The following is a 14,861-nucleotide window of genomic DNA, read 5'->3' on the forward strand; positions in this document are numbered from 1 at the left end:
CTTATAATTAGAAAAGATGAATCTGACGAATTATCATAGTCATAGTTTGTATTGTGACGGACGGGCTGGCATGGAAGACTTTGTGCGTTTTGCCTTGAGCCAGGGGTTTACCTCTTACGGTTTCTCTTCTCATGCTCCGTTACCCTTTTCCACAGCATGGACCATGGAGTGGGATTGTATGGACGACTATTTGGCAGAGTTTCACCGTCTGAAGACCAAATATGCCGGGCAAATAGAATTGTATATCGGCTTGGAGATTGATTATCTGAATGAAGAAAGTAATCCTTCCATTGCCCGTTTTCGTGAATTGCCGCTGGATTATCGTATCGGTTCCGTACATTTGTTGTATAATGATAAAGAAGAAGTGGTGGATGTTGATGTTACGGCAGATACATTCTGTAAAATCGTAGATGAGCACTTTGGTGGAGATGTGGAGCGGGTTGTTCGTTTATACTATGCCCGATTGATGCGGATGTTGGAATTAGGGGGATTCGACATAGTAGGTCATGCCGATAAGATGCATTATAATGCAGCCTGTTATCATCCCGGTTTGCTGGATGAATCGTGGTATGATGTGCTTGTAAAAGAGTATTTTGCAGAAATAGCTCATTATGGTTATCAAGTTGAAGTCAATACCAAATCTTATCATGATTTAGGTACTTTCTATCCTAATGAACGTTATTTCTCATATTTACATGATTTGGGTATTCGTGTACAGGTGAATAGTGATTCGCATTATCCCGAGCGAATAAACAATGGACGTCCCGAAGCTTTACAGGCATTGGGGAAGGCTGGTTATGAAACAGTAATGGAACTATATGGAGATTCATGGAAAGAGATACCCATTAAATGAAAATGAGAAGATAATATCCTTATCTGTATAACGTTGACCAAACAGGCCATAATATTATGCTGGATGTAATTACCCAATATAATATTATGGCCTGTTTGGTCAACTGCCTGTTGATGGCAATTATTGCTTCAACAGAAATTCGTCGATTGCTTTTTTATAAGTAGCCTTATCAGCTGCTCCACGGAACAGTTGAGGCTCACCTTTTATCGGAATAAACACAAAAAGAGGAATACTGGTAGCATTGAACAATGCTGCCAATTCTTTTTCCTTATCAACATTGACTTTATAAATAACGATTTTGCCCGCATATTCTTTAGCCAATTCTTTCATGATAGGAGCAGTCATACGGCAAGGCCCGCACCAGTCGGCGTACAAATCAATGATAGCCGGTTTATCGCCTTTGTATTTCCACTCTTTGGATTTTTCGTAATCGAATACATCCTTGATAAACATATCCTTATTCATTACGATTACGTCTCCACTCTGAGCTTCTTTCTTTTCTGTCTGATTTTGTTTGGCTCCATCCGTACAAGCATAGGTCAATACACTTGTAAAGATGAGAGCGGCTATAGCTATAAATTTCTTCATCACGTTCAATTATGAATTTTGTTCAATAACAGCTTTCAGCTCTTTGCCGCTGATTACACCCGAATGACGCCATACGGCTTCACCTTTCTTGAATACGATAAACGTAGGTACGGCTTGTATGCGGTATTGAGCTGCCAGTTCTTCATGTTTATCGACATCGATCTTGGTAATACGGGCGGCATCACCGATTTCTTCCTTCAACTCTTCCAATACGGGATGCATGGCTTTACAAGGTCCACACCATGTAGCAAAGAAATCCACCAAAACGGGCTTTTCTGACTGTATTAATTCTTCAAATTTTTCCATATTATTTTCCTTTCTTTTTTATGTGCATAATACATAACAAAAAGTAACCCGTTATTGTTCGGACTTTTTTATTCTGTTATGGTCAACTCCTTGATGATATGTGATGCTCCGGCGTATTTATCTATAATGAATAGAGTGTACCGGATGTCTACACATGCCGCACGCTGTGAAGACGGACGGAAAGCTATATCACCCGTCAGACCCTCATAATTACGGTCGAAGCCGGTACCGATTAATTCACCTTTCGCATTGAATACCGGACTTCCTGAATTGCCACCTGTATTATCCGTATCCACAATGAAGCATACAGGCATTTCACCGTTGGGCATGGCATATCGTCCAAAGTCTTTTGCCTGATACAGCTGTTTCAGTTTGGCAGGAACAACAAATTCCCAGTTATCGGGATCTTCTTTCTCCATGGCACCCTTTAGGGTGGTATAATACGCATATTCCACACCATCGGCAGGTGCATATGGCAATACACGTCCATAAGTCAGGCGCAGGGTGGAATTTGCATCCGGATAGATGGGTATACCTGCATCCTGTTTCATATCTATCATACCTTTTACCCATACTTTGTGGGCGGCATTATAGTTTCGGTTGGCATCCATCATGGCAATAGTGGTCTGTAGCAACCCATCAGTGATAGAGAATTTGAATAGTGTCATCCAGTCATTGGCAATCTTATACAAGCTGGGTTTACGGATAAATTTGGCGAAATTCTCCCTACTGCCGAATATGGAATAATCAAAACAAGCATCTATGAAAGCATCACTGTTTCCCTTGAAACGCTTATCGATGATCTGGAAGATGGCAATCCGTTGTTCTACAGGAATGTACTTCATATAGGTCTGCAACATTTTCTTACCTACTATTCGTTCTACTTCCGGGAAAGGTACAGATGCAAAGTATTTGTCAGCTTCTATCTGCAAGCTGTCGACAGCGGCTTTTATACGCGCTTTGTCTTTGCTTTTCAGTGCGGCAACCAATGTTGCTGTATTGGGGATACGCATGAAATCGAGTCCGGTAATCAGAGCCTCCTGAATGGCTTGCTGATGATAGAGAGCGTTGCGGCGATGCTTCACAATGCCGCGTATCTGGTCGAATGCCTTTTGGTAGGTACTATCCCCTTTTTCACGGCCACGGGCGAGGAGCTGCTCCTGTTGCACACGTTTGGTATCCAATACTTTCAAGCGTACAAGACCTTCGTTCATGCCGATGGCATTTTTCCAATAGTTGGCGGAAGATGCATATTTGCTGGCATAATGGATACGTACGGCATCGTCTTTCAACATTTGCTCCATGAGTGCTTTCTGGCGTACATCACGTACATGGTGGCGCATGAAATTTGTAGTTTGCATGCGTTCTTCCACTTCGTCGGAAATCATGTAGCGCCAATTGCGTCCGGGAAATCCCATGATGAAAGTGAAATCTCCTTCACGATAACCGGCAAGGCTGATTGTGAGATGCTTTTTTACTTGCAAAGGTATATTATCTTCGCTGTAAGTAGCCGGTTGACCATTTTTGTCCGCATAGATGCGGAACAAGGAAAAATCGCCGGTGTGGCGAGGCCACATCCAATTATCCGTATCGGCTCCAAATTTTCCGATAGAGGAAGGAGGGGCACCTACCATGCGGATGTCGCTGTATGTGGTTTTCACAAACAGATAGTACTTGTTTCCGCCGTAGAAAGCTTTTAGTTCCAGCTTTTTGCCTGGAGTCATTTCGATGTTTTCTGCTTGGGCAAAGCGTTTGGCTACAATTTCCAGATATTTGGGAGAAAGATAGTTGGTTCCGTTTGGATCAGGATCTTGCTTTAACTGTGTATTTACATAGTCGGTCACATCCAATATTTGATCGATATAGGTGATGGTAAGGCCTTTGCAAGGCAATTCCTCATCACGAGACATAGCCCAAAATCCGTTGGTCAGATAATCATGTTCTACACTACTATGCTGCTGGATGGCTCCATAACCACAATGGTGGTTGGTCAATACAAGTCCTTCGGCAGAAATGACTTCACCTGTACAGCCGCCACCGAAGTGTACGACTGCATCTTTCAGGGCTATTCCGTTAGGATTGTATATTTCTTCGGAGGGTATCAACAATCCGAGTTCGGTCATAGCGATTTCATTCTGTTTTTTGAGGTCGGTAAGCATCCACATGCCTTCATCGGCTTGTATCAAAAAAATACTAAATGTAAAAATTACTGATAATAAAAATCGTTTCATATAAAAATGTCATTGTAGGGTATTTTGATATGGAAGAATGAGTATACGACTGAATACTATTCAGATACGAGTGAATGACATTCAGTATACAACAGAATAGGGTACATTTGTATACTGGATGATATCCACTCGTATCTCTTCTAGGTAAATATATGAATTTACTCAATAATTGTCATTTCTTTTATCAGGTGCTCGCAACCTCCCAGTTTTTCGAGAATAAAGAGTACGTAACGGATATCAAGATTGATACAACGTTGCAGGTTATTGTCAAAATTGATATCGCCACTCAACGATTCCCAGTTTCCGTCGAAAGCGCAGCCAATGAGTTGACCTTCGGCATTGATAACAGGACTACCGGAGTTTCCGCCTGTGATGTCATTGGTGGTAAGGAAACAAACGGGCATGGTCCCGTCAGGCATGGCATAACGTCCGAAGTCCTTGTTATGAATTAATTCTTTCAGTTTGGCAGGAACAACGAACTCGCTGTCCTCGGGGTTTTCTTTCTCAAGAATGCCGTCTGTGGTAGTGTAATATTTATAATGTACGGCATCGCGTGGACTGTAAGGTTTTACATTACCATACGTCAGGCGGATAGTGAAATTGGCATCCGGATAAGAAGGAACCGGCAGTTTCATTTCACTTAAACCACGGATGTAAGTTTTGTGAAGCAGTTCTAGGTCACCGCACCGTTTCTGATATTCACCGGCAACTTCAAGTCTCTTTTCTATTTTGGAGCGTGAATAAGCGGTTGCAGGATCTTTCTCGATAGCTTTTATAGTAGGTTTCTTCATGAATTTGTCGAAATTCTCACGGTTGGAAAGAATTGAGTTGTCGTAAATATCATCGACAAAAGCGCTATAGTCACCTTTGAACTTATCTTGGATTGTTTTATAGAAAGTAGGCAACTCCTCTGGTGTCAAGGCTTTGGCAAGAGCAGGCAGAATGGCTTTGGCTACAGCGCGATCCACTTCGTGATCGTAGTCTTTATTGTGGATATCATTGTACACCTGCTCTAATTGAACTTTGGAAGCATTGAGCAGGGAGTCGTTCTTTTCTTCAATGCCCTTTTTGATGTTATCCATCACCATATATGGGCTGCCGAATTCGATGGCTCCGTTCAAAGCTTCGAACAAGTAACTTAGTTGGCGGTAAACCGGCATTCTGTTAGTGATGATGGCGTCAATCTTTTCTACGATACCTTCATATTCAGGTTTCCCTTTAGCGAACTCAGCGAACTTCTTCTCTTGTTCGGCTTTGGCACCCAGTACATCATTGTCGATGATGGCTTTGTTCATGCCGATGGAGTTTTTCCAGTAGTTGCTGCTTCCTGCGAATTTATTGGCGTATTGGATACGGGTCTTGTCACTGGCTTCCATTGCTTTTCTCAGAACTTCAAGACGTACACCACGCATATCGATCATGGCCTGATTATCAGCTTCCATACGTTCTTTCACTTCCGATTGGGTGAGGTAACGGCTAGTACTTCCCGGAAATCCCATAATCATGGCATAGTCGTTTTCCTGTAATCCTTTGATAGAGATAGGCAGATATTTGGGGGTTTTCAACGGTACATTGTCAGCGGAATATTCTGCCGGTTCTCCGTTTTTGTCGGCATAAATACGAAACATGGAGAAGTCACCGGTATGGCGTGGCCACATCCAGTTATCCGTTTCACCACCGAATTTTCCGATAGATGAGGGTGGAGCGGCTACCATACGTACGTCATTGTATACTTTATAATAGAATAGATAATATTTGTTTCCGGCATAGAACGGCAATGCTCTTACTTCGATACCCGGTTTGCCGTTCAAGTCACTCTTTTCTAATTCCTCTTTGGCAAGTTTCCGGAGGAAAGGATAAGTCATGGCATTTGTTTCGGTCACTTCACCGGATTTTATCTTGGAGTTTACAAGGTCGGTGATGTCTACGATACGATGAACGAAGCGAAATTCCAATCCCGGAGTAGGCAACTCTTCATTACGGTTCTTTGCCCAAAAACCGTCAGTCAGGTAATCGTGCTCTACACTACTGTGTTGCTGGATGGATGCGTAACCGCAGTGGTGGTTGGTCAAAATCAATCCTTCCGGAGAGATTATTTCGCCGGTACACCCCCCGCCGAAGATACCTACGGCATCTTTCAAGGACACACCGTTAGGATTGTAAAGGTCGTCAGCCTCGAGTTTCAATCCTTGTTTCTTCATCAAATCGATGGAGTTCTGTTGCTGCATCAATTGCAACAACCACATTCCCTCGTCAGCGTGTGCGGAACACACTGCCATTGCGGCAAATACCGCAACCAGGCATTTTCTAAATTTTAGTTTCATGTTATTTTTCTGTTTAATGATTGACTGTATGGTTAGTAATTGTTTTATTTGAATTCTCCTCTCCGGATGGCCTCCATCACATTAGCGGGAGGACGTTGATGCATCAGCTCCTGTTTCATGAAATCCATGTAGGGGGCCACATGTTTGAAAAACTTCCGGTATCCGGCGCAGAGATAATTCAATCCCGGTTCTCCGTCGGCTGTATGCGCAAAACGGTTTTTAGGGCATTCGCCATTGCAGGCAAACAACCACTCACATTCTTTGCATTGAGTAGGGAGTGACTTCTGTTTCATCAAGCCGAAGTTTTGTTGCCGTTCGCTGTACATCATTTCTACCAAAGTTTTCTGGTAGATATTACCTAATTTGTATTCGGGGAATACGAAGTGGTCGCATGCGTATACATCACCGTTGAATTCCATGACACCTGCATGACCACAAGTTTTTGCCATAGAACAGACACCCGGTTGTTCGCCTATCCAGTTGGCAAGGGTGGAGTCGAACAGTTGGATATAATAAGTCCCGACGTCCTCTTTAATCCATTCATCGAATAGAGCACAGAGGAAATTCCCCCATTGCTCAGGACTTACGGAAAAGTCGGCCAACTGTGTGGCGGTTTCTTTGTCGGCTAAAGAAGCAAGATGACGTCCGTCCTGACGGGATGTAATTCGTTCCACAATAGGGGCAAACTGAATATAGTGGCAATCCAATTCCTTGAAAAAGTTATAGAAATCCAGTGGGTAATCGGCATTATAATCGTTGACAACCGCCATACCATTCCACTCAACCCCATGTTTTTTCAGCAGATTAATTCCCTGCATCACTTTGACAAAAGAGGGTTTTCCCAGCTTGTTTTTACGATATTCATCGTGGAACTCTTGCGGACCATCGATGGACACACCTACCAGCCAGTTGTTCTCTTTGAAGAACTCACACCATTCATCCGTCAGTAATGTGCCATTAGTCTGTATGCAGTTGTCGATAGTGCGGCCCTTGGCATACTTCTTTTGTAGTTCCATAGCCCGTTTGTAAAAGGAAAGCGGGCGCATCAAAGTTTCTCCTCCATGCCAGGTAAACAGGACCTGTGGCATGGTTTGTGAGTTTATATATTCTTCGATGAATTTTTCCAGCAGTTCATCGCTCATCACGTGTTTCGGGTTGTTGGTATAGAGCTTAGCCTTTTCCAGATAATAACAATAATCGCATGCCAGATTACATACAGCCCCTACGGGCTTGAGCATTACATAAAGAGGTTTTGCAAAAGGAGCATAAGTTGACATGTATATTTTTTCTATTTTTATTATTTATGATTGTGCAAAAATACGTAAACCAAATGAAAATTCCTTTCTTTCTATCCGGTTTATAAGGAATATTAATACCTTTGCTGCGTGTAATTCATAAATCGTTTCCTGCATGATTAGAATGAGTGTAAACCGTATTTTGCCTCTTTTGCTTTTGCTCGTGTTATTCGTCTCTTGTAGTCGTAAGTACAAAATTGAGGGTAGTTCCTCAGTAACAAGCCTTGACGGGAAAATGTTATTCCTCAAAACTCTTCAAGACGGACAATGGGTAGCTATCGATTCGGCGGAAGTCGTTCACGGCCTTTTCAAGATGAAAGGAAAGGTTGATTCTGTAATGATGGTAACTCTTTATATGGGTGACGAAGGTATCATGCCTTTGGTGCTTGAAGACGGTAAGATTGAAGTTTCCATTTCGAATACGCAACTGACTGCTAAGGGTACGTTGCTTAACAACCAACTTTATGAGTTTATAGACAAGCGTAACGAATTGGAAGTGAAGATTGAAGAATTGGATAGAAAGGAAGCCCGCATGGTGTTGGAAGGTGTCAGATTGGAAGATGTTCATGATGAACTGATGAAAGAGGGCGAAGCTTTGGCAAAGGAAATGAGTGACTATGTCAAAGGATTTATTACCGATAACTATGAGAATGTCCTCGGTCCCAATGTCTTTATGATGGTATGCAGTACTTTGCCTTATCCCATCATGACTCCACAGATAGAAGATATTATGCGTACTGCTCCTCAAACATTTAAGCAAAACCCGTTGGTAAAGGATTTTTTATCCAAAGCGAAGGAGAATATGCGTTTGATTGAAGAACACAAGCGTATGGAACAAAATGCCGCTTCTGAAGCATCTCAACAATAATAAAACTTTTTATTATCCCAAAAGAATGAAGCAAGGCTTTATCGGTCTTGATCTTCGTTCTTAATCATTCCCTTGAATTTTTCCGGTAAGGCACTTTCTACGGCTGTATAGGCTTCTGCCATAGTTGCTTTTATGTTTTCCATGCCTTGCCCTTTTGGGGGGATGGGATCATGGATAGTCAGTATCATACGGTGACGGTGTATCCATTTTCCGGTACGGGGTAAAATTTCGAAAGAACCATCAATGGTGACAGGTACTACAGCCAGTTGTAACTCATCCGCCAATTGAAAAGCACCTCTCTTAAAGTATCCCATATGTCCGCTAAAAGTACGTGCCCCTTCAGGAAATACTACCAGTGACACTCCATTTCTAAGTGAAGACTCCGCTTGTTTCATAGTTGCCAATACTTTCTTGGGACTGGAGCGGTCTACGAAGATATGTCCTGCACTTTCACAAGCTTTCCCTACGAAAGGTATTTTTCTCAAGCTCTTCTTCATCATCCATTTGAAATTTCTTCCCAGAAAACCATAAATCAGGAAAATATCGAATGAACCCTGATGGTTGGGGACGAATACGTATGAAGTATGTTTATGGAGTTTTTCACGTCCATGCACCTTTACCGGAATAAGTAATAGATAGCAGATGAGTTGTGACCATATTTTACCGGGGTAATACCCCCAAATATGAGCACCACCCAGCAATGAACCGATAATCGTTACCAATGCCGTAAGAATTGTCAATATTAAAAGTATGGGCAGCGCAAAGCAAACCTGATAAATATTATAGAGTATCTTCATAGGTGTTGGATTTTGTTGCTACAAAGATAGACGTTTTTTATATTTTGTCATCCATTATCACTGACTAATTTTATGATCGTGATTTCCGGCCAGGCACCAAAGCGGAAAGGTAATCCTACATAGCCAATGCCGACATTGACATACAAAGCTCTTTTCCCATCGTAATACATACCCGACCATTCAGGATATTTAAGCGAGGATAATGAGTGTCCGAACATTTCCATCTGCATGGCGTGGGTGTGTCCGGAGAGCATCAGGTCAATGTCCGAATCTGGCAATACTTCACGTCGCCAGTGGGTAGGATTATGGCTTAGTAATATTTTGAACAACCCCTCTGTTCCTTGTATGGCACGAGGTAAGTCGGCATGTTGTGAGAAAGGAGGTTCTCCGTCATTCTCTACACCGATAAGAGCGATACTGTCCCCCTGATGATATAAGATGGTATGTTCATTGTTCAGCAATTTCCATCCCATCACTTTTTGTTGTTCTAACAGATAGTTCAAGTTTTCTTCCTCTTCTTTCCGGTTCTTCCAGTGAAAATAAGTTCCGTAATCATGGTTACCCAAGATAGAATAGACTCCGTCGGGAGCATGTAGTTCCGAAAGGACATTCCGGAAGTCGTCTAATTCATGGCTTTGCTGGTTCACCAGATCACCGGTAAAGACGATGAGATCAGGATGTTGCTCATTAATCAGATTTACTAATCTTTGAATAGCTCCTTTCTTTTCTTGCCAACTGCCGATATGAATATCAGACACTTGGAGGATACGATATCCATTAAATCCTTTAGGTAGATTGGTCGAATGATATTCTACGTTTTTAATTTCAAAGTGAGTAATGCCCGCCAATGCTCCGTAAAGAATATTGGCAAAACTGATGATGCCTAAAGTCAGTCCTAAAACCGTGAATGGCAAACGATGGACAACGAAAGGAAAACGTGGTTCTTTGAAAGATGTACGGAAAAGCAGAAATGACAAACAACGGCTGATACCCCGGCACAATATGCCGAGTAGTGAAGAGAACATAAACAGTATTTTAGGAACAGCAAACAACATGACGGCTATTGCCAGTTTTCCGATACTTTGTGAATGACGGGAGAGGGCATTGTCTCCGGTCATATAGATGAAATAAAGATACAGAAGCACCAATATGGCAGAAGGAAGCCAGTAGGCACAACGCCAAAGAATACTACGTGTCCGTTTTACGATGTATACCAGATAGATATATACATCGGGTAGGAGCAGGGAAAGAAGAAGGATTAAAGTTATTCTGTACATATATCTTTCAGTTCTTCTATGTTTTTGTTGATAGAGTCAAGATGCTTGTATATCATCTTTTTATAGATAAAATAAATGATTAAGATATCAAATATCGTAAAGATGCTTATCAGGGTGACTTGTACTATGACGGGCTGCAAATAATACTCCATTACCCAATAAAACAGGATAGTGAATAATACGGCCCATATTGCCGTGATCCAAACCTCAGTACGAGTCCAACTACGGAAAATGGTCATACGGCGGCTTACTTCTGCTACAGACATTTTGTCTATTTCAGTCTTCTTATTCCATTGATAGGTTTTCCAGTCCCACCAAAATCCAACGATAATACTTATAACTATAAATCCGCCAATAATATACAATTTGTTAATCCATTTCTCGTTTTCCACGATATTGGGTAGGAAAATGATGGCAGCGACAATAGCAAGCAGAATAACAACGACACCGATGATGAGCGAAAAGCGTTGAGAGTTCAATATACATCCCATGCTCACACGAGTATTCGCTTTGTATCCGGCAATCAATTCCTTTATACGTTCCTCATCTGCAATAGGTTCCTTTTGCAACTGGGCATCCAGTACATTCCATGATTTTTTCAGTTCATCCAGTTCCATTATGCTATTCCTCCTTCTTCATTTTTTTCAGTTTGTCTTTAATACGGCTGAGTTTGGTGGCAACGTTAGTTACGGTCAGACCGGTAATCTCGGCTATCTCTTCATAACTTTTTTCTTCCAGATAGAGCAGAATGATGGATTTCTCCAGTTGTCCCAGCCGGTTTATCATCTGGTAGAGTTGTCTCAGCATAGCTTGTGTTTCGTCGTTTTCTTCAGTACGGTCAGCTTCTTGCGTCAAAGTTACAATTTCAGGAATATTTTTTTCTTTTCGCAAGAAGCTGATACAGGTATTCAGCGAAATTCGATAAATCCATGTTGAAACTTTACATTCTCTCCTGAATTTAGGAAATGCTTTCCAAATATTGAGTATTACTTCCTGATACAGGTCATTGAGAGTAGCATTAGGTGTGGTGTATAAATAACACACCTTATAGATGACACGCTCGTATTCCCGTATCACGGATAAGAACTCTTGTTCTAAGTTTTCCATTGTTTTTATTCTCAATTCGCTTTTTGTTCTGTTAGTCGCAATGAAAGCTGGAAAATCACCTCTCCAAAGATAAAAACAAAAATAATTATCGGAGGTTCGCTGCGAGGTATTTTCGCATTTCATTGACAGGCATTCCACGCCGTCGAGCATAGTCTTCCAACTGGTCTTCACCGATTTTGCCGACAGCGAAATAATGGGATGCCGGATGAGCCAGCATCATTCCACAAACGGAAGCATGCGGGTGCATAGCTCCGTTTTCAGTCAATGTAATTCCGATCTGCTTCATGTCGAGCAATTCATCCAGTATGAAATTGACCGATTGGTCGGGCAAGGAAGGATAGCCTACAGCCGGACGTATACCTTGGTATTTCTCTACCAGCAAGTCCGGAATAGATAAAGACTCATCGGGCACATATCCCCATGCCCTTTTACGGACATATTCGTGCATTTTTTCGGTTGCGGCTTCTGCCAGACGGTCGCTTAATGTCTGTACGAGCAGAAGTTTGTACGGGTCGTCTTTGTAATATTTTTCAGTTTCTTCCTTGATGGAAGAAGCAAACAACCCTATCGTATCAGTCGTACCCGATGAAAGCGGGCGTATGAAATCGCTTAAACAGAGAAATGGGCTCCCGTCAGGATGTGGCGTTTGTTGTCGAAGTAAAGGGAAAGTCGTTCCTTCTATAATCAGGTCGTCACCATCCGAGTTGGCTTGGCATAACCGGTAAATGCATTGGATGGTAAGTTCTCCATCCAATGCATTCAGCATTCTGCTTGCCTCCTTGAAAAGCTGCATTGCTTCTACAGCCTTCACACGTTCTTCTGCAGGAAAGGTGGTTATCCAAGAGGCACGACAAACATAGCAACCATCTATACCGGCTATAGTTGCAAACCGTGGCTGAAAACCCCATGCATGGAAAAAGTATATCCAGTTGATATAGGGCGTTACTTCGTGAACTTTATAATTGATTACAGGCAAAGGCTGGTAAATTAGGATTTATAATCAAATCTCAACTCTTCTCCCCGGTAAGCCTCGTCCACCTTGTTGTCATTATAAATAAGGTGTCCGTTGGCAAATGTTTTTTCTACTTTCCAATTGAACGTGTGTCCTTCCAGTGGACTCCAGCCGCATTTGCTTAGAATGTTTTTAGTAGTTACCTCCCAAGGAGTATTGGGGCGTACCAACACTAAGTCCGCCTGATAACCTTCGCGGATATATCCTCGCCGGCAGATACCGAATATCTGTGCAGGCGCATGGCACATCTTCTGTACAATCGTTTCCAGGGAGAACACGCCTTGGTCTACCAGTTCGAGCATGCTTACAAGAGAGAATTGTATCATAGGCATACCTGACATTGCTTTCAGTGCGCCTCCCTTCTTTTCACTCAGCAGATGGGGAGCGTGGTCTGTAGCGATGACATCGATAACTCCTGAATTGACTGCCGCGCGTATGGCTCTCTGCTCGATAGGTCTTTTAATGGCAGGATTACATTTAATGCGTGTACCTAATTTACTATAATCGGAAGTTCCGTATATCAGATGGGCTATACATGCTTCAGCTGTAATCAGCTTTTCGGAAAGAGGAGCGTCGCTGAATAGTTTCAACTCTTTAGCGGTAGATACATGAAGTATATGTAATCTTGCCCCGGCAATTGTAGCCAGGCGTACCGCCAGTTCCGAAGATGTATAGCATGCAGCTATGGAGCGGATATTGGGATGTTCCTTGACGGGAATATCTTGTTCCCCCTTATATTTCGCTTTGTATTTCTCTATATTGGCAAGTATGGTTTCCTGATCTTCGCAATGGGCAGCAATCAGCATGTCAGTTCCATTGAATATCTTCAGCAGGCTGTTCATCTTATCTACCAGCATATTGCCGGTACTTGATCCCATGAATAGTTTAATACCGCAAACACGATGTCTGTCTAATTTATCAAACTCGGTATAATTCGTATTGGTTGCACCGAAATAACAAGAGTGATTGACGATACACTTTTCATTCAGCAAATCGAACTTGGCATGTAAGGCATCCAACGATGTAGTGAGTGGATTTGTATTCGGCATGTCCATAATAGAAGTGACACCTCCTGCGGCAGCTGCCCGGCTTTCGGTAAAGATGTCTGCCTTATGGGTCAATCCGGGATCACGGAAATGCACGTGGTCGTCTATAATACCCGGCAACAAGTAGCAACCGGTAGCGTCAATCGTTTCATCACAAGGAGCGGAGAGAGGTTTCCAGTTTGTCAGTACCTCGGCGATACGTCCGTCTTCTATGACAACGGAACCTTGGATGGATTGTCCTTCATTGACAATCATTGCATTATGTATCAGCGTTCTTTTCATTTCTTTGATGGATAATTGATAGTTGATAATGGCTAATTAGTTATCATCGGCCGCTTTTGGGAATTTGTGAAACCAACTGTTCCATTTTAATCTCATCACTCCGAAGACGGCCTCACCGAAAATGCTGCTGTTCATCTTGGAGGTTCCCAATTCGCGGTTGATGAAGATGACAGGCACTTCTTTTACCTTGAACCCGCATTTGTAGGCGGTAAATTTCATCTCAATCTGAAAAGCGTAGCCTTTGAAACGTATACCGTCGAGGTCGATAGTCTCCAATACCCGTCTGCGATAACATACAAACCCTGCAGTCGTATCATGGATAGGCAATCCGGTGATGATACGTACATATTTGGATGCGAAATAAGACATCAGCACACGTCCCATGGGCCAGTTTACCACATTGACACCACTTACATATCGTGAACCTATGGCTATGTCGGCAGCCTCTTCTGCACAAGCTTGGTAGAGGCGCGGCAAGTCTTTGGGATTGTGGCTGAAGTCCGCATCCATTTCAAAGATATATTCGTAATCGTGTTGCAACGCCCATTTAAAACCTGCGATATAAGCCGTGCCCAAGCCAAGTTTTCCTTTACGTTCCACCATAAACAGACGTTCGGGAAACTCTTTTTGTAGTTTTTTTACGATATCCGCCGTTCCGTCGGGCGATCCGTCTTCAATGATGAGAATATGGAAACCGTGCTCCAAAGCGAAGACGGCACGAATTATATTTTCGATATTTTCCCGTTCGTTATAGGTGGGGATGATGACGATGCTATCTGATGTCTGCATATATTCCTGTTAAATATGAGGAGTTGTTAATGGGAACAAATGTAATGCTTTTCTATCATTTACGGATAAAACTAAGGATTATTTAG

Annotated in this window: 14 protein-coding genes; 2 read left to right on the plus strand and 12 right to left on the minus strand. The window is 42.4% G+C overall.

Annotation, left to right across the window (positions count from 1 at the left end; all coding sequences use genetic code 11):
• The first annotated feature begins 16 nt into the window (after positions 1-16).
• On the plus strand, positions 17-853 hold the full coding sequence (locus tag C1A09_RS14035; protein WP_101545290.1) for a histidinol-phosphatase: 837 nt from the start codon (positions 17-19) through the stop codon (positions 851-853).
• Between the two features lie 120 nt (positions 854-973).
• On the opposite strand, the gene C1A09_RS14040 is transcribed toward C1A09_RS14035, so the two are convergent.
• From C1A09_RS14040 to C1A09_RS14060, 5 genes are all read right to left on the minus strand, one after another.
• Positions 974-1,441, minus strand: a complete 468-nt coding sequence (locus C1A09_RS14040) for a thioredoxin domain-containing protein (protein WP_101545292.1) — start codon at positions 1,439-1,441, stop codon at positions 974-976.
• A gap of 9 nt (positions 1,442-1,450) precedes the next feature.
• Complete coding sequence (gene trxA, locus C1A09_RS14045) at positions 1,451-1,747, minus strand: thioredoxin (protein WP_101545294.1); 297 nt, start codon at positions 1,745-1,747, stop codon at positions 1,451-1,453.
• Between the two features lie 68 nt (positions 1,748-1,815).
• Positions 1,816-3,978, minus strand: coding sequence for a S46 family peptidase (locus C1A09_RS14050; protein WP_101545296.1), 2,163 nt, complete (start codon positions 3,976-3,978; stop codon positions 1,816-1,818).
• A 158-nt stretch (positions 3,979-4,136) separates the two neighbouring features.
• Positions 4,137-6,302 (minus strand): S46 family peptidase, encoded by a 2,166-nt coding sequence (locus tag C1A09_RS14055; protein ID WP_101545298.1) that lies wholly within the window; start codon positions 6,300-6,302, stop codon positions 4,137-4,139.
• A 44-nt stretch (positions 6,303-6,346) separates the two neighbouring features.
• Positions 6,347-7,579, minus strand: a complete 1,233-nt coding sequence (locus tag C1A09_RS14060) for an anaerobic sulfatase-maturation protein (protein WP_101545300.1) — start codon at positions 7,577-7,579, stop codon at positions 6,347-6,349.
• A gap of 133 nt (positions 7,580-7,712) precedes the next feature.
• On the opposite strand from C1A09_RS14060, the gene C1A09_RS14070 reads away from it, so the two are divergent.
• Complete coding sequence (locus C1A09_RS14070) at positions 7,713-8,465, plus strand: DUF4369 domain-containing protein (protein WP_101545305.1); 753 nt, start codon at positions 7,713-7,715, stop codon at positions 8,463-8,465.
• A 38-nt stretch (positions 8,466-8,503) separates the two neighbouring features.
• Here C1A09_RS14070 and C1A09_RS14075 read toward each other — a convergent pair whose 3' ends face one another.
• The 7 genes from C1A09_RS14075 to C1A09_RS14105 all read right to left on the minus strand — a co-directional run bounded on the left by C1A09_RS14075 (position 8,504) and on the right by C1A09_RS14105 (position 14,775).
• A complete protein-coding gene (locus C1A09_RS14075; protein WP_101545308.1) occupies positions 8,504-9,262 on the minus strand; it encodes a lysophospholipid acyltransferase family protein in 759 nt (252 codons plus the stop codon).
• A 47-nt stretch (positions 9,263-9,309) separates the two neighbouring features.
• Positions 9,310-10,539: a metallophosphoesterase gene (locus C1A09_RS14080; protein WP_101545310.1), complete on the minus strand. Its 1,230-nt coding sequence runs from the start codon at positions 10,537-10,539 to the stop codon at positions 9,310-9,312.
• Positions 10,527-11,156 carry a hypothetical protein gene (locus C1A09_RS14085; protein WP_101545311.1) on the minus strand — a complete coding sequence of 210 codons (630 nt, stop codon included), beginning with the start codon at positions 11,154-11,156 and terminating at the stop codon, positions 10,527-10,529. Before C1A09_RS14085 ends, C1A09_RS14080 begins: the two co-directional genes overlap by 13 nt.
• Before the next feature lie 4 nt (positions 11,157-11,160).
• Positions 11,161-11,646: an RNA polymerase sigma factor gene (locus C1A09_RS14090; RefSeq protein WP_101545313.1), complete on the minus strand. Its 486-nt coding sequence runs from the start codon at positions 11,644-11,646 to the stop codon at positions 11,161-11,163.
• 85 nt (positions 11,647-11,731) lie between these two features.
• Positions 11,732-12,622 (minus strand): vitamin B12 dependent-methionine synthase activation domain-containing protein, encoded by an 891-nt coding sequence (locus C1A09_RS14095; RefSeq protein WP_101545315.1) that lies wholly within the window; start codon positions 12,620-12,622, stop codon positions 11,732-11,734.
• Between the two features lie 11 nt (positions 12,623-12,633).
• Positions 12,634-13,986: a dihydroorotase gene (locus C1A09_RS14100; RefSeq protein WP_101545316.1), complete on the minus strand. Its 1,353-nt coding sequence runs from the start codon at positions 13,984-13,986 to the stop codon at positions 12,634-12,636.
• A gap of 36 nt (positions 13,987-14,022) precedes the next feature.
• A complete protein-coding gene (locus tag C1A09_RS14105; RefSeq protein WP_101545318.1) occupies positions 14,023-14,775 on the minus strand; it encodes a polyprenol monophosphomannose synthase in 753 nt (250 codons plus the stop codon).
• Positions 14,776-14,861: the final 86 nt, after the last annotated feature.

Origin of the sequence: Bacteroides cutis (genome assembly GCF_900241005.1) — a bacterium.
Lineage (GTDB): Bacteria > Bacteroidota > Bacteroidia > Bacteroidales > Bacteroidaceae > Bacteroides > Bacteroides cutis.